Origin of the sequence: Streptomyces sp. BR1 (assembly GCF_052373795.1) — a bacterium.
Classification (GTDB): Bacteria; Actinomycetota; Actinomycetes; order Streptomycetales; family Streptomycetaceae; genus Streptomyces.
Window position 1 is genome coordinate 6592993 of the sequence record NZ_CM126252.1, and the last position, 19893, is coordinate 6612885.

The window sequence follows — 19893 nt, forward strand, 5'->3', positions numbered from 1 at the left end:
TTCCCCGCGCCCCTTATGGGGGCGCGCCGTACTGATGAAGGAGGCACGCCCTCGATGCCTGAAGTCCTTAAAGCACCGCTCGTCGTCGAGTTCCCCTTTACCCGCTCTCTCGGGCAGGTTCAGAGCGCCTTTCTGACCGGGCTGCGTGAGCGCGTCCTTCTCGGGGTGAAGGCCCGCGACGGGCGCACGCTCGTCCCGCCCGTCGAGTACGACCCCGTCACCGCTGAGGAGATCCGCGAGCTCGTCGAGGTCGCCGACACCGGGACCGTCACCACTTGGGCCTGGAACCCGTCGCCCCGCCGGGACCAGCCGCTCGATACCCCCTTCGCCTGGGTGCTGGTTCGGCTCGACGGGGCCGACACCGCGTTGCTGCACGTTCTGGACGCGCCCGGGCCCGACGCCGTGCGGACCGGGATGCGGGTCAAGGTTCGCTGGGCCCCGGAACGCAGTGGCGCGATCACCGACATCGCTTGCTTCGTCCCGTACGAGAGTGAGTCTTCGGACCAACCCGCGCCGCACAGTGGGGAGTTCGTCGATCCCGTCACCCAGATCGTCGCCCCCGCCCGGCTCGACTACATCTACAGCCCGGGCCGTGCCCAGACCGGGTACATCAACGCGCTCGCCGAGCAGCGTGCGGTCGGTGAGCGGTGTCCCTCGTGCCGCAAGGTGTATGTGCCGCCCCGGGGGGCCTGCCCCACTTGCGGGGTCGCCACCGGGGAGCGGGTCGAGGTGGGTCCGGCCGGCACAGTCACCACGTACTGCATCGTCAACATCAAGGCGAAGAACCTCGACATCGATGTGCCGTACGTCTACGCGCACATCGCGCTCGACGGCGCCGACCTCGCGCTGCACGGGCGGATCGGCGGCATCCCGTACGACCAGGTGCGGATGGGGCTGCGCGTCGAGCCGGTGTGGAGCGAGGGCGGGCGCTACCCGGACCACTACCGGCCCACGGGCGAGCCGGACGCCGACTACGACACGTACAAGGAGCTGATCTGATGGATCCGGCCAGGGATGTCGCCGTCGTCGCCTTCGCGCAGACGGACCATCGGCGCCGCACGGACGAGCTCTCCGAGGTCGAGATGCTGATGCCGGTGCTGCACCAGGTCCTGGACGCGACCGGCCTGAAGACCGGTGACATCGGGTTCACCTGCTCGGGCTCCTCGGACTATCTCGCGGGCCGGGCCTTCTCGTTCACCATGGCGCTCGACGGGGTGGGCGCCTGGCCGCCGATCGCCGAGTCGCACGTCGAGATGGACGGCGCCTGGGCCCTCTACGAGGCCTGGGTGAAGATCCTCACCGGCGAGGCGGACACCGCGCTCGTCTACGCGTACGGGAAGTCCTCGCCCGGCGAAGTCCGCGACGTACTGACCCGGCAGCTCGACCCGTACTACCTCGCGCCCCTGTGGCCCGACTCGGTCGCACTCGCCGCCCTCCAGGCGCAGGCGCTGATCGACGCGGGCGACACGGACGAGGCCGCGCTCGCCGGGATCGCGGCCCGTAGCCGCTCCGACGCCACCGCCAACTCCCATGCACAGGTGCGTGGTTCGCGTCCGCAGGGGGATTATCTCGTGCATCCGCTGCGTACCGGTGACTGCCCGCCGGTCGGGGACGGGGCCGCCGCCGTGGTCCTCGCCGCCGGAGACGTGGCACGCGGACTGTGTGCGCGGCCCGCCTGGATCCGGGGCATGGACCATCGCATCGAGGCACACGCCCTGGGGGTGCGCGATCTCACCGACTCGCCGTCCACCCGGCTCGCGGCCGAGCGCGCCGGGGCCTTCGAACGGCCGGTGGACACGGCCGAGTTGCACGCGCCCTTCACCTCGCAGGAGGTCGTACTGCGCAAGGCGCTGCGGCTCGGCGCCGATGTGCGCGTCAACCCGTCCGGGGGAGCGCTCGCGGCGAACCCCGTGATGGCCGCGGGCCTCGTACGGATCGGTGAGGCGGCCGCCCGGATCCACCGGGGCGAGTCCGACCGGGCGCTGGCCCATGCCACCTCCGGGCCGTGCCTCCAGCAGAACCTCGTCGCCGTCCTGGAAGGAGAGGGCCCCCATGCCTAAGGAGCCCGTGGCCGTCGTCGGGATCGGCCAGACCAAGCACGTCGCCGCCCGCCGTGATGTCTCCATCGCGGGGCTGGTCCGGGAGGCCGCCCAACGTGCGCTGGAGGACGCCGAGTTGACGTGGTCCGACATCGACGCCGTCGTCATCGGCAAGGCCCCCGACTTCTTCGAGGGGCTGATGATGCCCGAGCTGTACCTCGCCGACGCGCTCGGCGCGGTCGGCAAACCGATGCTTCGGGTGCACACCGCGGGCTCGGTCGGCGGTTCGACCGCGCTGGTCGCCGCCAACCTGGTGGCCGCGCGGGTCCACCGCACGGTGCTGACCCTCGCCTTCGAGAAGCAGTCCGAGTCCAACGCCATGTGGGGTCTGTCGCTGCCGGTCCCCTTCCAGCAGCCGCTGCTCGCCGGGGCGGGCGGCTTCTTCGCGCCGCATGTGCGCGCGTACATGCGGCGCACCGGCGCACCCGACACGGTCGGCTCGCTCGTCGCGTACAAAGACCGGCGCAACGCGCTGCTGAACCCGTACGCGCATCTGCACGAGCACGACATCACCCTGGAGAAGGTCCAGGCCTCGCCGATGCTCTGGGACCCGATCCGGTACTCGGAGACCTGTCCGTCGTCGGACGGGGCGTGCGCGATGGTCCTCACCGACCGTACGGGCGCGGCCCGTTCGCCGCATCCGCCCGCCTGGGTGCACGGCGGGGCGATGCGCAGCGAGCCCACCATGTTCGCCGGCAAGGACTTCGTCTCGCCGCGCGCGGGCAAGGACTGCGCCGCCGACGTCTACCGCCAGGCCCGGATCGCCGACCCGCGCCGGGAGATCGACGCCGTCGAGATGTACGTGCCGTTCTCCTGGTACGAGCCGATGTGGCTGGAGAACCTGGGGTTCGCGGCGGAGGGCGAGGGCTGGAAGCTCACCGAGTCCGGTGTCACCGGGCTCGACGGCGATCTGCCCGTCAACCCCTCCGGCGGGGTCCTGTCCAGCAACCCCATCGGCGCCTCCGGCATGATCCGCTTCGCCGAGGCGGCCCTCCAGGTGCGGGGCCGGGCGGGGGAGCATCAGGTCGACGGGGCGCGCAAGGCGCTGGGACACGCCTACGGCGGCGGTTCGCAGTTCTTCGCCATGTGGCTGGTAGGGGCGGAGCAGCCGGATCACTAGCGCCTGTCCGGTCGTCGACACCGGCGCGGCGCGGTACTCCTTCCGTGGCCTGTCCGTGACCGGACGCGATCGCTAGTCTGGCCCCGGACGACAGGGAACCGGGAGGAGCAGGGACGTGGCCGAGAGCACCACCCAGCAGACCCTTGTGGGTTGGGACAAGCCGGAGCTCGATCTCAGCAACGCCGACTGGAGGTCTAGCAGTCAGGGGATGGGGGACGTCCAGATCGCCTTCGTCGAGGGGTTCATCGCGATGCGCAACGGCGGCAGCCCCACCAGTCCGTCGCTGATCTTCAGCCCGGCCGAGTGGCGCGCTTTCGTACTGAACGCGCGGGACGGCGAGTTCGACCTGACCTGAGCGGCGGGGCGGAGAGCGCAGACAGGAGGAGCCGGGCGCACCCGTGTCGATTGGTGCGGCCCGGCACGTCCGTGCCCCGTGCCCGTGTGTACGGGAGGGGACGGGCATGCCCGCGTCTAACGATTGTGGTCCTGGTTACCATGAGACACATGGCCGACCACTCCCTCGTCCTCGACCTCGCCCTCACGATCCGGCACGACGGACACGGGGGCGTCGCCGACGACCTCGACGAGGCCGAGGGGCTGACCCGCTGGGTGCGCGAGCACGCGGCCGTGCCCGGCGCCGAGGGCTTCGTCGCGGACGAGGTGGCCCTGGCCTCGGTGCGCGCGCTGCGGGCCGCCGTGCGCGCCCTGCTCGCCCACGCGGTACGGCCCGGCCCGCCCAGCTCCGCAGACGCCGACCGGCTGCCGCCCGTCGGGGCGGCCCTCGATCTGGTGAACCGCGCGGCCGCGGCCGTGCCCACCGTGCCCCGGCTGGAGTGGCCCGAGGGCGCCGACCCGTACCTGGAGCGCCGCGCCGACGCGGTCCCGGACGCGGTCACGGTGCTGTGCGCCGCGCTCGCCCGGGCCGCCGTCGAGTTCCTGGCCGGGCCCGACCGCGAGAAGCTGCGGGCCTGCCACGGCCCGCGCTGTGTGCGGTACTTCCTCAAGGAGCACCCGCGCCAGGAGTGGTGCAAGCCGTCCTGCGGCAACCGCGCCCGGGTCGCACGCCACCAGCAGCGCCACCGCGTACCCGCTTAGAGCCCGGTCAGGCGTCCAGCGCGTCCGCCTCCTCGAAGAGGTGGGCCCACGGCCGCTGGCCCCGGGTCGCGGCCTCGATGCCCGTCTCGTTGTAGCGCGCCGTCGTACGCGACCACGCCAGATTGCCGCTCATCAGCGCCCGCATGCCCTCCACGTAGTCGTCGACATGCGCGCGCAGCCGGTTCGAGACGCCCGCCACGGCGAGTGCGGACGTCAGCTCGGCCGCGAGCGTCTGGAAGTGCGCCACACGGGAGTTGGCGAGCCTGGCGACCTCGCGGGCGGCGCGCTCCACCGACAGGCCGGAGCCCTTGTGCAGGATGATGACGCTGTTGTTGACGTCCCCGGCGGCCAGCTCCTTGTCCACGGACACGATGTCGTTCACGAAGATCACCACATCGGCGGTGATCCACCGCATCTCGGCGAGCGGGCTGCCGCTGTGCAGCTCCACGGGCAGCGTGTAGCGGCCGCAGCGCTCGACGAGGTCCAGGCAGGGCTGCACGCCGATGGAGTCGCGGCGCCCTCGCAGGAATCCGGGCAGCGACGGCAGTCCCGTACGGGTGCGGTTGAGGGCTTCCCAGTGGTACGCCGTCAGATAGTCGCGCCAGTGGTCGCGGAAGCGCGCCTGCCACAGCAGCGGGGTGCCGTCGCTGAGGCGGCGCCACAACTGGGCGAGCGTGTCCGCGAGATGGTTGCTCGGGTCGCCCGGGGCCGGTCCCTGGTCGCTCATGGTGCGCAGCATGGTGTCGATCTGCCGGGCGACGGCGTCGGGCTGCCGTCCGATCGGCCCGTCGAACTGGTCGTCGAAGACGAAGAACCAGGCATTGAGGTCGGTCGCAAGCGCGAGATCGGAATCCGTGGCATCCGGATAGAAGTACGCCATCAGACGTTCCAGCCCCATCGCGTCGTACTCGTCCGTCGCATGCTGGCCGGAAAGCATCCCGAACCGGTGAAGCCAGTCGAGCGTGTGCTGACGCGCCACCGCATGGCGTGGATGGCATCGCGCGTGGAAGGGGATGTCGACCAGCCCGGTGCGCGACTCGGGCCGTCGCGGGGTTCCCTGGGACGTCATCGCTCCGCCTTCCGCGCTCCGATGTGTGAGCAGCCATGGGCGGAGCTGCTGTCCGGAAACCACATAGTGCGCCGCTGACCGGCACTCCACAAGCCGCGTGCGGAGCGATGCCGTGCGCCCCCCGCGGGCGCGTCAACCCCGAGCAGATCCAAGAAAGTTAGTCAAGCCGACTTTGCAAAGCGGTCACATCGGTGTCACGGTGCGTGTCCGAAAGCGTAGGCTCGGCCCTACTGTCAAAAGGGGACGGTTGTGGCGGACACCAGAGGCCGGCGGACCAGTGGTACGCGCAGGCGACTGTTTGAGCGGGACAATGAACTCCTGTTGATTCAAGGCATGTTGGACGACTTGTGCGGCGCGGGAGGCGACGACGAGGCGGCCGCTCCATCCGGCGGCCTGCTGGCGATCTCCGGGGCGGCGGGTCTCGGCAAGACCACCCTGGTCGCCGAGTTGCGCAGAACCGCCGCCGCACGGGGCTGCACCCTGTTGACGGCCCGGGGCGGCGAGCAGGAGCAGGGCGTGGCCTTCCATGTCGTGCGCCAGCTCGTGCAACCCGTGCTCGCGGCCGCCGGGGAGGAGGAACACCGGCGGATACTGGGCACCTGGTACGACATCGTGGCGCCCGCCGTCGGCCTGGTCGCCGACCGCAGCGGCGGCTCGCCCGACCCGCAGGGCGTCCGGGACGGTCTCGACTGGCTGGTGACCCGGTTCGCCGTCCAGCACGCGCCCATCGTGCTCATCGTCGACGACGCGCACTGGGCGGACGACGAGTCGCTGTCCTGGCTGAGCTCGTTCGCGCTGCGGGCCGGCGATCTGCCGATCCTGATCGTGGTCGCCTACCGGCCCGAGGAACTGCCCGCGCAGGCGGGCGAGTTCCGCAGGCTGGCCGAACGGCACGGCTCGCGGCCGCTCAACCTGGCGCCGCTCTCCCCGCACGGGGTGAGCCGCCTCGTCCACGAAGTGCTGCAGAACGGCGCCGACGACCTGTTCTCCCGGGAGTGCTGGGCGCTCACCGGAGGCAACCCGTTCGAGGCGGTCGAACTGATCGCCAAGATCCGCGAGCGGGACATCAAACCGCACTACGCCAACGCCGCCGAGCTGCGCGAACTCGCCTCCTCGGCACGCGGCAGCGGACTCGTCGAACGCCTGGAACGGCTCGGCCCCTCACCGGTCAGACTGGCCTGGGCCGTCGCCATCCTGGGCACCTCCGTCGACCCGCACATGGCGAGCAGCGTCGCCGGACTCGGCGTCGAGGAGTCGGTCGACGCGATCGAGAAGCTGCGCGACACCCGTATCCTCGCCGCCCGCCAGGGCGATCCCGACCGCCTCGACTTCTTCCACCCACTGGTCGGCACCGCCGTCTACCGCGCCATCCCGCCCGCGATGCGGGTGGCGATGCACGGACAGGCCGCCGTCTCCGTCACCGAGGCGGGCCTCGGGCCCACGGTCGCCGCCCGGCATCTCCTGGAGATGCATCCGGACAACGACCGCTGGGCGGTGCAGCAGCTGAGGGCGGCCGCGCGCGAGTGCATGCGCGCCGGTGCGCCAGAAGCTGCCCGGCGCTGTCTGGCCCGCGCCCTGCGGGAACCGCCCGGCCTGGAGGACCGGGCCGAGGTGCTCTTCGAGCTCGGCTGCTCGGCGCTGCTAAGCGAGCCCGCCACCACGGTCAACCACCTCCAGGCGGCGCTGGAGGAGCCGGAGCTCGCCCCCGCCCTGCGCGAGGCGATCACCTACCGGCTCGCCCAGGCGCTCGCGCACACCGACCGCATGGGCGAGGCGGCCGAGGTCGTCGCCGCCGAGGCCAGGAACTCCACCAGCGCCCGCACCCGGCTGCGGATGCAGGCCGAGGGGTTCATGTGGAACGCGTTCCGCGCCGACGAGGAGGAGTCCGCCGCCCGCTCGCGGCGGCTGGCCCGCCTCGCCGACCACATCACCACCCGTGGCATGGCCGAGCGCTACATCCTGGGGCTGCGGGCCTGGGACGCGATGGTCCGGGGCGAGCCCGCCTCCGTCGCACTGCCGTACGCGGAGGAGGCGCTGGGCGAGGGCCTTTCCTGGACCGACGAGAACTGGGGCTTCGAGGTCCCCGTCCTGGTCGCGCTCACCTTCATGTACTGCGACCAGCCCGGCCGCGCCGACGAGCTGTTCACCAAGGGAATCGCCGAGTGCGAGAGCCGGGGCTGGCGCGGCGCCCACCTGTCGTTCGGGCTCACCCTGCTGGGGTACATCCGCTTCCGGCGCGGACGGCTCGCCGAGGCCGAGGACCTGGTACACGGCGGGCTGCGGATCGCCGACCGGGTGGGCCAGCGCATCCCGGCCCAGTGGTTCGCCCTCGGCATCCTCATCGAGATCCTGCTGGCCCGGGGCCGGATCGACGAGGCACAGGAGCTCTCCGACCGGTACAACTACGGCCAGGTCGTGCCCAACGCCGTGGTCTACCCCGACTCCGAGACCGTCTACGCCGAGCTGCTGCTCGCCCGCGGCCTGCGTAGTGACGCCGAACGGCGGCTGCGCGCGGTCGGGCGGCGCCTCGACCGCCGGAGCATGCGCAATCCGGCGTGGTGCCCCTGGCGGCCGCTGCTCGCCGAGTCACTGGCGCAGACGGACCCGGTGGAGGCGCTCGCGGTGGCGGAGGAGGGCGTGGAACTCGCCCGCCGGTTCGGCACGGCGGGCGCCATCGGCCGGGCCCTGCACTCCGCGGCCAAGGTCACCACGGGCGCGCAGAGCCTGGCGCTGCTCGCGGAGGCCGTGCACCATCTGGAGCGCTCGCCCTCCGCGTACGAGCTGGCCTGCGCGCTGGTCGACCACGGCACGGCGCTCACCCGTGCGGGTCTGCACCAGGACGCCGCCGACCTGCTTGTACGGGGCATGGAGAGCGCGGTGCTCTGCGGTGCCGACGGGCTGGCGGGCCGGGCGCGCGACGAGCTGGCCGCGTCGGGCCTGCGGCCGCTGAGGCTGCGCGCCGTCGGTACGGACTCGCTCACCGCGCAGGAGAAGACGGCCGCCGACCGGGCGGCCCGGGGCTGGGCGAACACCCGGATCGCCGAGGAGCTGGGCATCCGGGAGCGGGCCGTGGAGCTGCTGCTCTCCGGCGTCTTCCGCAAGATCGGCACGGACCTCGCCGGGCTGCCGGATCTCCTGCGGCACACCGAGAACCGGCCGGAACCGGGGGCGGCGGCCAACTGAACCGCCGCACGTGGGCCGGGGCCCGGCACGGCGCCCCGGCCACGTACCATTGGCGGCATGTCGTTCCTCCGCCGCCGCAGCTCCGCCACTCCCGCGGGCCCGGACTTCGATGTCCTGGCCATGGACCCGGGCGACTGGCCCGGAAATCTCGGTGCCGGGCTGCTGCCCGCCCCCGACGGAAGCTGCCAGGGCGTCTTCCTGCGCTACGACCTGTTCGGCGGCCGCGGCCCCTCCATGGTCATCGGCAATCTGCCGGAGGGCTCCCCGGCGCGGGACCTGGAGGACGGGCAGGTGCCCTTCGAGGTCTCCCAGCTCCTGGTGGCGCTGGAGAACGACGAGCCCATCGAGGTCGTCGGCTCCGAGGACATCCCGGTGATGCAGGGCGACAACCTGCTCATCGTGCGCCGGCTCAAGCTCTCCGAGAGCCGTATCTCCTGTGTGCAGTTCGACCGCAGCGACAATGTGCTCGTCACCATCGCCAGCTGGGACCGGCCGATCACCGACGACCTGTACGCGCTCCTGAAGCCGCTGCCCGCCGAGCTCTTCCAGCAGGGCTGAAGCCGCTCCCCGCAGAACTCTTCCAGTACGGCCGAACCCGCAGGTCGGCCGCCCCCTTCACTGGTCTGATCCACTGACACAACGCACCCTTGTGGGCGAACTCTTGACGCGCCCTCACCCGGGGTCACACAGTGTGCGCGCACCGCACCTGAGGTGAACTCCCGGCAGGAAGGGTTGTCATGACGTCCCATCAGAGGCCCCGGCTCGCGCTCGCACTGACCGCCACCGGGGCCTTCGGCCTCGCCCTGCTCGCCCCCGCCTCCCCGGCCGGCGCCCAGGAGCGGGCGACCACCGAGTGCCCCCGCGTCCTGAAATGCGACTGGGTCCCGGCCGCGTATCAGCAGAACGGCGATCCGGCCAACAAACAGGCGTACGGGAACTACGACATCGCCGACCGGCCGTCCACCAACGCCATCAAGTACATCGTGCTGCACGATACGGAAGAGGACTACGCCACCACGCTCCGGATCTTCCAGGATCCCAAGAGATCCGTCTCCGCCCACTACGTCGTGCGCTCCTCCGACGGACACGTGGCGCAGATGGTGAAGACCAAGGACGTCGCCTGGCAGGCCGGGAACTGGTACGTCAACACGCACTCCATCGGCATCGAGCAGGAGGGCTTCGCCCTGGCGGGCAGCAAGTGGTACACGCCCGCGATGTACCGCTCCACGGCCGCCCTGGTGCGGTATCTGGCCGCCAAGTACGACATCCCGCTCGACCGCCAGCACATCCTCGGCCATGAGAACGTCCCGCCGACCACCGCCGCCGGCACCAAGAACATGCACTGGGACCCGGGCCCGTACTGGGACTGGAACCGCTTCATGAGCATCCTCGGCGAGCCCACCCACCCGACGGCCCGGCCGAGCAGCCAACTGGTCACCATCAGCCCCAAGTTCAGCGCCAACCAGCAGGCGTTCCGTGACTGCGAGAAGAACGTCGACCTGCCGGTGCAGGGCAGCAGCGCCGTCCCGCTGCACACCGAACCCTCCGCCACCGCCCCGCTGTTCGCCGACCCCGGCCTGCACGCGCCCGGCCAGCCCGGCACCAACTGCGCCAACGACTGGGGCAGCAAGGTCAGCGCCACCCAGCAGGCCGTCGTTGCCGAGCGCAGACCCGGCTGGACCGCGATCTGGTGGTACGGCCAGAAGGCCTGGTTCGAGACGCCCGTACACGCCCGGGTGACCACGCCGACCGCAGGCTATGTCGTGCGGCCGAAGGCGGGCCGGGCGGAGGTGGCGGTGTACGGCGTCGCCTACCCCGACAAGGCCGACTACCCGGCGGACTTCACCGCCCCGCACCTGGGCACCCCGCTCCCGTACACGATCAAGGCGGGCCAGTCCTACCCGGGCGGCGGCGAGGCGCCCACCGGTTACTTCTACGCGCCGACGATCGACTCGTCCCTGCCGTACGACCACACGTACTTCGCGGGCCGGGCCAAGTACGTGACCGTGCAGATCGGGCACCGGATCGGCATGGTGAAGGCCGACGACGTCGACATCGTGCGGGTGCGCTGAGCGCGGACGCGGCAGCGCGCCGCGCCCACGGTGTGTCGGCACCGTGCGCGCAGCGCGCTCCTTTTCCCCGGGGCCCGTCCCGCTGAGCAGGTGACGGGACGGGCCCCCGTCCCACGGCGGTCAGCGCGTCCCGACCGCCGCACGCACGGCCCGACGCGCGAGGGCGCAGTCGTCGTGCAGCCTGCGCAGCAGCAGCCGCTGCTGTTCCCCGGCCGAGGGCACACCGGGCTGCTGCGCCAGCGCGCCCGAGGGCGTCGACTCGCGCATGGTGCGCTGCACGGCCGTCTCGTACGTCCGGATCTCCCGCGTCAGTACGAGCATCAGGTTCACCAGGAACGCGTCCCGCGCCGCCGGGCCGGACGCCTGGGCCGCCTGGCTGATCTGCCGCCGGGCCACCGGCGCGTCCCCGAGCACCGCCCACAGCGTCGCCAGGTCGTACCCCGGCAGATACCAGCCGGCGTGCTCCCAGTCGACGAGCACCGGACCCGCCGGTGAGAGCAGGACGTTCGTCAGCAGCGCCTCGCCGTGCGAGAACTGCCAGGCGACCGGCCGGCCCGAGTGGGCCAGCCCGTGCACCAGCTTCTGCAGATCGCTCAGATCCCGGTCGGTGAAGAGACCGAGCTCGTGGTAGCGGTTGATACGGGAGGCGTACTCCAGCGGCTGCGTGAACATCTCCACCGGCGGCCGCCAGGCGTTGACCCGCCCGATGGCCCCGAGGGCGGCCCTCACGTCGGCACGGGGCGGAGCCTCGACCGGGTGCCGGGTGAGGGCCGCCGCACGGCCCGGCATCCGCTCGATCACCAGCGTGCAGTTGTCCGGGTCCGCGGCGATCAGACGCGGCACCCGCACTGGTGGGCGGTGCCGGACGAACGCGCGGTATGCCGCTATTTCGTGCCTGAACCGCTCGGCCCAGCCGGGCGAGTGGTCCAGCAGACACTTGGCGACCGCCGTGGCGCGCCCGGTGGATCCGACGAGCAGGACGGACCGGCCGCTGCGCCGCAGCACCTGCACCGGGTTGAACTCCGGGCAGATCCGGTGCACCGAGGCGATCGCCATCCGCAGCTGCGCGCCCTGGGGGCCGGAGAGGTCGATCCTCCCGCTGGGCGGCTGGATGCCCGCCCCCGGGCGGCGCGTGCCCCGGCCGGCGCCGAGCGCGGCCGGTGCGGCGTGGGAGGGGTCGAGGTACGGTCCGCCACCCGCCACCAGGTGACGGTGCGGCCGGGGCGGGGCTGACACGGAGGACGATGCTGTGTACATGGGCGAACAGATCCCTTCGTGCGCCGACAAGTTGCCTGCCACCAGCCCGGCCCGGTGGCCCTGATCCCACCCTGGGGAATGGGGTCCGCCTGCCGGGGCGGGGTGGCGCCTTCTTACCTGACACCCGACTGCGGGTGGCACACCATGTGGCGTGCCCTGGCGAACCGTGGCGAATAGTCCCACCGCATCTGACAGGGGGTTACTGTCAACTCAGCCGAGAACCTGGGGGCTTGACGTGAACGGACAACCCAACACTCGCCTGAACGACCTCTTCGGCCTCGCCGGCTGGTCCAAGGGCGAACTCGCGAGACTGGTGAACCGGCAGGCGGCCGCGATGGGTCACCCCCAACTGGCCACCGACACCTCGCGGGTGCGGCGTTGGATCGACATGGGGGAGTCCCCGCGCGATCCGGTGCCGCGGGTGCTGGCGGCTCTGTTCACCGAGCGACTCGGCCGTGTCGTGACCATCGAGGACCTCGGTTTCGACCGGCAAGGGCGCGCCGGAAAGCGGCGGGACGTCGGACCCAAGCAGAACCCCGACGGCCTTCCGTGGGCGCCCGAACGGACGGCGGCGGTCCTCACCGAATTCACGGGAATGGACCTCATGCTCAACCGACGCGGTCTGGTGGGCGCGGGCGCCGCGCTCGCCGCAGGCTCCGCACTCAGCAGCGCCATGCACGACTGGCTGCACACCGACCCCGTACTCTCGGCCGACGCCCCCATCTTCGACGATCCCCTGCACGCCGATCCCGCCGGGTACGACCGCTATGAGGCCGCCCCCATCGGGTCGCAGGAGATCGCGGCGCTGGAGCGCTCGGTCGAGGTCTTCCGCGCCTGGGACGCGTCCCGGGGCGGCGGACTCCAGCGCAAGGCGGTGGTGGGCCAGCTCAACGAGGTGGGCGGCATGCTCGCCTACCGACACCCCGACCATCTCCAGCGGCGCCTGTGGGGCGTCGCCGCCAACCTCGCCGTACTGGCCGGCTGGATGTCGCACGACATCGGCCTCGAACCCACCGCCCAGAAGTACTTCGTCATCGCCGCGCACGCGGCCCGCGAGGGCGGCGACCGCCCGCGCGCCGGCGAAGCGCTCTCCCGCGCGGCGCGCCAGATGGTCCATCTGGGCCGTCCCGACGACGCGTTGGACCTGATGAAGCTGGCCAAGTCCGGTTCCGGCCAGGAGACCCTGCCGCGTACGCACGCGATGCTGCACACCATCGAGGCCTGGGCGCAGGCGTCGATGGGGCAGGGCCAGCAGATGCGGCGCACCCTCGGCGAGGCCGAGGAGCTCTTCGTCTCGGACAAGGGCGATGTGCCGCCGCCCAGTTGGATGCAGATGTTCGACGAGGCGGACCTCCACGGCATGCAGGCCCTGGCGTTCCGTACGCTCGCCGAGCACGACCCCAGCGTGGCCGGCATCGCCGCCCGCCATGCCAAGCAGGCGCTGGAGCTGAGGGTCAACGGCCGTCAGCGCTCCAAGATCTTCGACTACATCTCGCTCGCGTCGGCCTGCTTCATCGCCGACGACCCGGAACAGGCGGACCGCTACGCCCGCCTGGCCCTGGTGTCGATGGGGGAGACCTCGTCCCACCGCACCTGGGACCGGTTGCGCGAGATGTACCGGCTGACCGCGCAGTACGCCGGGTACCAGAAGATCCAGGACCTGCGCGAGGAGATCCAGATGGCCCTGCCGAAGGGCCCGGTCCGGCGGGGCAGGACCATGGAGGTCTGAGCCCCGCGTGACGGATGGCGCCATGGGCGCCTGACACCCGTACCTTCGATTCCGATTACCTTCGCCACGACCGCCGGGCGTTCACGAACCGATCCGTGCCACCAGCACGCACGCGTCGTCCTCGCGGTCCGTCTCGCCGAACTCCTCGACCACCATCCGTACGCCGTCCTGGGCGGTACGGACGGTTTCGAGGCGACCGGCGAGCTCCAACAGCCTGCGGCACCCCGACTCGTCCGAGGTGCCCCGACGGGTCAGCCCGTCGGTGTGCAGGACCAGCAGATCGCCGGGACGGAGCTGCACCTCGGCCTGTCCGTACCCGGCACCTGACGTCGCGCCGAGCAACACCCCATCAGGCGGCGTCAGGGCGCACCCCGTCCCGTCTCGGAAGAGCACAGGGGCGGGGTGTCCCGCCTGCGCCCACGACAGGGTGCGGGTCGCCGGGTCGTACTGGCAGCAGACCGCGCTGCCGAGCGCCGGCTGGACGGAGTGGTCGAGCAACTGGTTGAGGTGGCTCATCAGGTCGCCGGGGCGGATGCCCGCGACCGCCATGCCGCGCAGCGCGCCGAGCAGCATCGCCATGGCGCCGGTCGCGGTCACACCGTGGCCCGTGAGATCCCCGACGGTCAGTAACGACCTGCCGTCGGGCAGTTCGAGCGCGTCGTACCAGTCGCCGCCGATCAGCGCGCTGGTGGCGGCCGGCAGATAGTGCGCGGCGATGTCGAGCGCCGCCGGGTTGCCCTGCGGGAGCCGCAAGGAGCCGCGCCACGGCGGCAGCACGGCCTCCTGGAGCTCGACCGCGAGCCGGTGCTCGGTCTGCTCGATGTGCCGCTCGCGCTTGAGCGAGTCGCGCGACTCCCGTACGGCGCGCTGGCTGCGCCGCAGTTCGCTGACATCGCGCAGGACGGCCCACATCGACGCGGTGCAGCCGTCGGTGTCGAGCACGGGCTCGCCCATCATGTGCAGCGTCCGCACCCGTCCGTCGGTACGGACGATGCGGAACTCGCCGTCGATCGGCTTCCCGTCCACCAGACAGTCCGTCACCATCGCGGTGAGCAGCCCCTGGTCCTCCGCGAAGACCATCGACGGGAGTTCGTCGAGGGACATGGCTCCGCTCTCGGGCGTCCGTCCGAATATCTGGAAGAGCTCCTCGGACCAGCTCACTTCGTCGGTCAGCAGGTTCCACTCGGCGCTGCCGACCCTGCTGAGCAGGGATCCGGGGAGCGCGTCGGCCTCGAACCCGGGCTGCTCGTCCTCCTCCTGGGCCTCGTCGTCCGGTCCGGCCTCGGGAAGTCCCTCCTTGAGCTGGTCCAAGTGCGTGCCGAGGTCGTCGAGATGATGGACCGCGAGATCGCAGAGCGCCCGCTGCCACCGGCCGTGCGCGTCGTCGTCCACGAGCGCGTCCCGGCGCACCGCGTCGACTCCACCGCGCAGCCGACGGGTCTGCGTGATCAGCGCGTCGACCGTGTCCCGCTCGGGAGGTTGCGGGCTGGGTCGGTCCGCGAACAGATGGGACGGCATGACGTACTCCGATACAGGCGCGGCTGTGCCAGGTCTGAATGGATGGACCGGTAACGACTGTTGCACAGCGAGCGATGCCTCGTAAGGGATTTGGCAACACTCGATACGGTGGTGCTTCTGGCATATACCGGAGGCCGACCATGCGGGATCAGCGCACCCGCCGCCGAACAGGGAAACCATGCCCGCGCGCGGTCCAAACCACCAATGTGGCACCGACCACGAGCGGCAGCGCGGTCCAGGGCAGTGCGCCCGCCCCCGCGTTCTCCAGGACCACCCCTCCGGTCAGCGAACCGGCGGCGATACCGACGTTGTACACGGTCGCCTGGAGCGAGGTCGCCACGTCCGCGTGCTCCGGGCCCGAGACATCGACCAGCGCCGTCTGGATCAGGGTCGGCGCACCCCCGAAGGCCGCGCCCCACAGGGCCGCCGCGACCGGCAAAACCCCTGGCACATGCCCCAATGCGCCGAGCGCGGCCATGACGGCGGCGATCAGCGCGAGGGCCCCGAGCAGCGTCGTGCGGAGCTTGCGGTCGACCAGCAGACCGGCGAGCCAGATGCCCGCGACGGTGGCCGCGCCGAAGACGAACAGGACCAGACTCGCCTGTCCGAAGCCGCAGTTCTCGGCGAACGGGACGAGGAACGTGTACATCGCCTGATGGCCCAGGAGCAGCAGCAGAGTCACCGACAGGACGGTCCGGATACCCGGCAGGGCGGCGATGCGGCGCAGCGGGACCCGCCCGCCGCTCGGCTCCCCGGGGAAGTCGGGCACGTATCGCAGCGCGCAGACCGTCAGGAGCACGGCGAGGCACGCGAGCCCCCCGAAGCTCGCGCGCCACCCCACCGCACCCGCGAGCGCCGTACCTGCCGGAACGCCGAGCGAGAGCGCGACCGTGATGCCCGCGAGCACGATCGCGATGGCCCGCCCACGGCGTTCGGCGGGGACCAGCCGGGCCCCGTACCCCGCGAGCATCGCCCAGAGCGTGCCGCCCATGGCCCCGGCGAGCAGTCGGGCCGCACACGTGAGGACATACGAGGAGGAGACGGCGGTGACGGCGTCGGCGAGCGCGAGGCCGGTGAGCGCGCCGACCAGGACGGTACGGCGGGGGAGTCCGCGCAGCAGGGCGGTGAGCGGTATCGCGGACAGGAACGAGGCGGCCGCGTAGAGCGTGACCAGGAAGCCGACCCGGCCCTCCGAGACGCCCAGGCCGGCGCCCATGCGCGGCAGCAGCCCGGCGGGCAGCAGCTCGGTCAGCACGGCGGTGAACGCCGTCGCGGAGAGCGTGAGCAGCCCGGCCAGCGGCAACTCGGCGGGTCGGACGGAGAGCGGCGCGGCGGTCGGCGCCGGTGGTGCGGTCGTCATACGGCCATGGTGAAACCCTCACATTAGTGTGAGGGGCAAGCCCCGGCGGCGATCTTCTCGGCGGGCAGCCGCGCTGAGCTGCAAAGGTGCCCGTTCCGGGCGGAGAACGAGGTTCGCCCGCGTTCATGACATCCTGTGTCGTCACAGCTCGCCGGACAGACAGACTGGCGGACGTCCGGGGGGCTACAGGGGAAGGTCGATGAGGCTCTGCTTTCTGGTGGAGGAGCACTACCGCCACGACGGCATGCCGGTGGAGGTGATCCGCCAACTCGACGTCTGGGGTCACCGCGTGGACGTACTGCGTCCCGGCGGATCCCTGCTGCGCATGTCCGAGGTGGTGAACGCGGGCAGCCACGACGCCTGGGTGCTCAAGACGGTTTCCGGCGGCCCCGGTCTCACCCTGCTTGAGGCCGCCGCCTCGGTCGGGCTGACCACCGTCAACGACGCGCGCTCCATCCGCGGCGTACGGGACAAGGCCCTCGCGGCCGCGATCGGGCGCGCCCGGGGACTGCCGATGCCCGCGACCTACGCGGCGGCCGTCCCCGAACTGCTCACCGAGATACCCGAGTCGGAGTACCCGCTGGTGGTCAAGCCCGCCGACGGGAGCGCCGGACGCGGGGTCTGCCTGGTGCCGACGCCTGACCATCTGGTGGCGATGCTGCCGGAGCTGGCCGGTCAGGGCATGCTCGTGGCCCAGCCGTATGTGCCCAACTCGGGTGTGGACCTCAAGGTGTACTGCGTCGGCGGCGAGCTCTACGCCACCGAGCGCTGCTCACCGCTCCACCCCGACCACTCGGTGCGCGAGCGCCAGGTCGCGCTCCCCGCCGAAGTGGCCGCGACCGTCTCGCAGGTCGGTGCGGTGTACGGCCTGGATCTGTACGGCGTGGACGTGCTGCTCGGTCCCGACGGGCCGGTGGTGGTCGATGTGAACGACTTCCCGAGCTTCCGCCAGGTCCCGGACGCGGCGGCGCGGGTCGCCCGGGCCATCCTGGAACTGGCTCGCCACGGCCGCCAGAACACCCCGGGAACACCGATGCCCGCCATGATTCCGGAGCAGCCGGGAGCGTCGGTATGAGGACCTCGCAGCAGCCCGGAGCGGCCGGATGAGGATCGCTCTGATCACGCCCGAGCCCGGTCATCCGCTGCTCGCCGCGGCCACCGCGCTGCTCTGCCGCGACCACGAAGTGGAGGCGGTGGACCCGGCGGCCGTGGACGTGCTGTCCGGGCCGCTCGCGGATGTGTACCTGCTCAAGTCGCGTACGCCCCGCGCGCTGGCGCTTGCCCGCGATCTGGTGGCGCGTGGCGCGGCCGTGCTGAACTCCCCGGCCGCGACCGCCCTGTGCCAGGACCGCCTCGCGATGGCGGAGCTGGCCGGGCAGGCCGGGCTGCCGTTCGCCCCGACCCGCGCGTACGCCTCGATGGCCGCGCTCGCCGATGATCCGGACGTGGCGGGTCCGGTGGTGGTCAAGAGCCACCACAGCCGCCGCCATGACCTGGTGGCCCGCGCCGACGACCGCGTACAGCTGAAGGCGCTGGCCGCCGAGTGGGCGGACGAACCGGTCGTGGTCCAGGAGTTCACGCCCAACAGCGGCTGGGACCACAAGCTCTGGGTGATCGGCGAGCAGGTCTTCGCGGCCCTGCGCCGCTCGGAACTCTCGCCCGACGGCCGCGGCCCGACCCATTCGCTCCCGCTCGCCGAGCTCCCGCCCGGCTGGGCGGAGCTGGCGTCGCGGGTCGGCGAGGTCTTCGCGCTCGACGTCTACGGAGTCGACATCATCGACATGGGCGAGGGCGCCCCGCTGATCGTGGACATCAACGCCTTTCCGGGCGTACGAGGGCAATTGGGTGCCCCCGAGGCCCTGGCGGAACTCGCCCTGCGGGCGGGGAAGAAGTAGTCGGCTCAGCCGACCGGCACATCCACCGGAAGCGTCGTGTTCCACGCCGTGATCACCGGCCGGTCGTGTTCCGTCCCCAGTCGCGACACCGCCCCGGTGCCCAGCAGGAACAGCGATCCGGCCGAGGCGGGCAGCCCCAGGTAGCGGGCGGTGAGCACGCGCAGGAAGTGGGAGTGGGCGACCAGGACGACGTCGTCGTCGGACGACACGAGCGCGGCCCGTGCCTCGGCGAGCACCCGGTCGGCCCGCTCGCCGACCTCCTCGGCCTCTTCGCCCGGGTGGGCGGCGGGCCCGGCGGCGACGCCGTCCGTCCAGAGGTTCCAGTCGGGGTGGGTGCGCTGGATCTCCGGGGTGGTGACGCCTTCGTAGCCGCCGTAGTCCCACTCGCTCAGATCGGGCCGCACCCGCAGGTCGGTGAGCCCGGCGAGCTCGGCGGTGCGCCGGGCCCGGGCCGCCGGGCTGACCAGGACGAGCCCGATCCGATGCCCGGCGAGCAGCGGCGCCACCGCCCGGGCCTGGGCCTCGCCGTGCTCGGTGAGGGGCAGGTCGGTGTGGCTGGTGTGCTGCCCGGTCAGGGTCCAGGCCGTCTCGCCGTGCCGTATCAGGATCAACTCGCCCATGGGTGGTTCCCGTTCTCCGCGACCGGCCCGTCGGGCTCGTCCCGCCGGGCCGCTAGGGGACAACCATGCCGGACCGGGCGCGCATTCCTGCATGTGAGGGTGCGAGACGGAGATCACCGCCGCTACCCAGGACCTACTGGGCGAGGAAGTCGCGTACGCCCTGCGAGACGCCCTTGTCGCTCAGCAGGTCGTTGTGCTTGAGGCAGCCCGCCGGATGGTTGTCCGCGCCCGTCAGCAGCACACTGCTGTCCGGACTGATCACCTCGTCGCAGTTCGACCACCAGGTCGCGTACTGGACGGCCCCCGGCGTCTCGTCCCCGTCGGCCAGCAGCCTCTGTACGTACGAGCCCGGTGTCATGTCACGGCAGGCCTGGGACCACAGGGCGCAAGCCCACGCCGTCGAGGTGCCGTGGTTGGGACCCGCGAGCGAGGCCCAGTGGGCGACGGTCGCGGTGCCGCCGCCGAACTTCACATACCAGCGCGTCACCAGGCTCCCGAACGAGTGCGCCACGATGTCGACCCGCGCGGCGCCGCTCTGGGCGCGGACCTGGTCCACATAGGCGGCGAACCGGCCGGACAGCACCTCGTTGACCGACTGACTGGTGTCGTAGCCCCAGGAGAACAGCTCGCTGTCGGTGTACCCGGAGGCCCGGAGGTCGGCGCGCAGGGAGCCCCAGACGCCCGGGTCGGCGTTGTAGCCGTGCACGAAGATCACCGGGTTGTGCGGAACGGCCGCTGCCGCCGGTCCGGGGGAGAATCCCGGACCGGCGGCAGCGGCCATCAGCAGCATCAGCGACACGACTCTTCGGCGGATGGACAGCACAGCGTCCCCCTCGGGGTGGTTACGACCGGGTAGCTGGGAGCATGGTGAGCCCA

The 19893-nt window shown here is 71.8% G+C and carries 17 protein-coding genes; 11 read left to right on the top strand and 6 right to left on the bottom strand.

Features of this window, described 5'->3' with window-relative positions; genetic code table 11:
• Positions 1-54 precede the first annotated feature (54 nt).
• The 5 genes from ACT1U9_RS28965 to ACT1U9_RS28985 all read left to right on the top strand — a co-directional run bounded on the left by ACT1U9_RS28965 (position 55) and on the right by ACT1U9_RS28985 (position 4314).
• Positions 55-999, top strand: coding sequence for a Zn-ribbon domain-containing OB-fold protein (locus ACT1U9_RS28965; RefSeq protein ID WP_444535566.1), 945 nt, complete (start codon positions 55-57; stop codon positions 997-999).
• The gene (locus tag ACT1U9_RS28970) at positions 999-2060 is read left to right on the top strand and encodes a thiolase domain-containing protein (RefSeq protein ID WP_444535567.1); all 1062 of its coding nucleotides are present in this window, start codon (positions 999-1001) and stop codon (positions 2058-2060) included. The genes ACT1U9_RS28965 and ACT1U9_RS28970 overlap by 1 nt, the downstream gene beginning before the upstream one ends.
• A complete protein-coding gene (locus ACT1U9_RS28975) occupies positions 2053-3219 on the top strand; it encodes a thiolase domain-containing protein (RefSeq protein ID WP_444535568.1) in 1167 nt (388 codons plus the stop codon). Before ACT1U9_RS28970 ends, ACT1U9_RS28975 begins: the two co-directional genes overlap by 8 nt.
• Before the next feature lie 115 nt (positions 3220-3334).
• Positions 3335-3574, top strand: coding sequence for a DUF397 domain-containing protein (locus ACT1U9_RS28980; protein ID WP_188275855.1), 240 nt, complete (start codon positions 3335-3337; stop codon positions 3572-3574).
• A gap of 149 nt (positions 3575-3723) precedes the next feature.
• Positions 3724-4314, top strand: coding sequence for a CGNR zinc finger domain-containing protein (locus tag ACT1U9_RS28985; protein WP_444535569.1), 591 nt, complete (start codon positions 3724-3726; stop codon positions 4312-4314).
• Between the two features lie 7 nt (positions 4315-4321).
• Here the strand turns inward: ACT1U9_RS28985 and ACT1U9_RS28990 are convergent, their stop codons facing one another.
• A complete protein-coding gene (locus tag ACT1U9_RS28990; protein ID WP_444535570.1) occupies positions 4322-5383 on the bottom strand; it encodes an isoafricanol synthase in 1062 nt (353 codons plus the stop codon).
• 333 nt (positions 5384-5716) lie between these two features.
• Here ACT1U9_RS28990 and ACT1U9_RS28995 point away from each other — a divergent pair, with 333 nt between their 5' ends.
• From ACT1U9_RS28995 to ACT1U9_RS29005, 3 genes are all read left to right on the top strand, one after another.
• Entirely contained in the window at positions 5717-8566 is a 2850-nt protein-coding gene (locus ACT1U9_RS28995) for an ATP-binding protein (RefSeq protein ID WP_444535571.1), read from the top strand.
• A 57-nt stretch (positions 8567-8623) separates the two neighbouring features.
• The gene (locus tag ACT1U9_RS29000; RefSeq protein WP_444535572.1) at positions 8624-9124 is read left to right on the top strand and encodes a hypothetical protein; all 501 of its coding nucleotides are present in this window, start codon (positions 8624-8626) and stop codon (positions 9122-9124) included.
• Between the two features lie 179 nt (positions 9125-9303).
• Positions 9304-10638, top strand: a complete 1335-nt coding sequence (locus tag ACT1U9_RS29005; protein ID WP_444535573.1) for an N-acetylmuramoyl-L-alanine amidase — start codon at positions 9304-9306, stop codon at positions 10636-10638.
• A gap of 120 nt (positions 10639-10758) precedes the next feature.
• Here the strand turns inward: ACT1U9_RS29005 and ACT1U9_RS29010 are convergent, their stop codons facing one another.
• Positions 10759-11895 (bottom strand): aminoglycoside phosphotransferase family protein, encoded by a 1137-nt coding sequence (locus ACT1U9_RS29010; protein ID WP_444535574.1) that lies wholly within the window; start codon positions 11893-11895, stop codon positions 10759-10761.
• Positions 11896-12130: 235 nt separating this feature from the next.
• Here ACT1U9_RS29010 and ACT1U9_RS29015 point away from each other — a divergent pair, with 235 nt between their 5' ends.
• Positions 12131-13624: a DNA-binding protein NsdB gene (locus ACT1U9_RS29015; RefSeq protein WP_444535575.1), complete on the top strand. Its 1494-nt coding sequence runs from the start codon at positions 12131-12133 to the stop codon at positions 13622-13624.
• Between the two features lie 81 nt (positions 13625-13705).
• Here the strand turns inward: ACT1U9_RS29015 and ACT1U9_RS29020 are convergent, their stop codons facing one another.
• Together ACT1U9_RS29020 and ACT1U9_RS29025 are read right to left on the bottom strand one after the other, a co-directional pair.
• Positions 13706-15142 carry a PP2C family protein-serine/threonine phosphatase gene (locus ACT1U9_RS29020; RefSeq protein WP_444535576.1) on the bottom strand — a complete coding sequence of 479 codons (1437 nt, stop codon included), beginning with the start codon at positions 15140-15142 and terminating at the stop codon, positions 13706-13708.
• Between the two features lie 148 nt (positions 15143-15290).
• Entirely contained in the window at positions 15291-16502 is a 1212-nt protein-coding gene (locus ACT1U9_RS29025) for an MFS transporter (RefSeq protein WP_444535577.1), read from the bottom strand.
• A gap of 199 nt (positions 16503-16701) precedes the next feature.
• Between ACT1U9_RS29025 and ACT1U9_RS29030 the strand changes: the two genes are divergently transcribed.
• Entirely contained in the window at positions 16702-17577 is an 876-nt protein-coding gene (locus ACT1U9_RS29030) for an ATP-grasp domain-containing protein (RefSeq protein ID WP_444535578.1), read from the top strand.
• Between the two features lie 28 nt (positions 17578-17605).
• Complete coding sequence (locus tag ACT1U9_RS29035) at positions 17606-18397, top strand: ATP-grasp domain-containing protein (protein WP_444535579.1); 792 nt, start codon at positions 17606-17608, stop codon at positions 18395-18397.
• Between the two features lie 5 nt (positions 18398-18402).
• On the opposite strand, the gene ACT1U9_RS29040 is transcribed toward ACT1U9_RS29035, so the two are convergent.
• Both ACT1U9_RS29040 and ACT1U9_RS29045 read right to left on the bottom strand, forming a co-directional pair.
• Entirely contained in the window at positions 18403-19017 is a 615-nt protein-coding gene (locus tag ACT1U9_RS29040) for a histidine phosphatase family protein (RefSeq protein WP_444535580.1), read from the bottom strand.
• A gap of 133 nt (positions 19018-19150) precedes the next feature.
• Entirely contained in the window at positions 19151-19798 is a 648-nt protein-coding gene (locus ACT1U9_RS29045) for an esterase/lipase family protein (RefSeq protein ID WP_444539279.1), read from the bottom strand.
• Positions 19799-19893 lie beyond the last annotated feature (95 nt).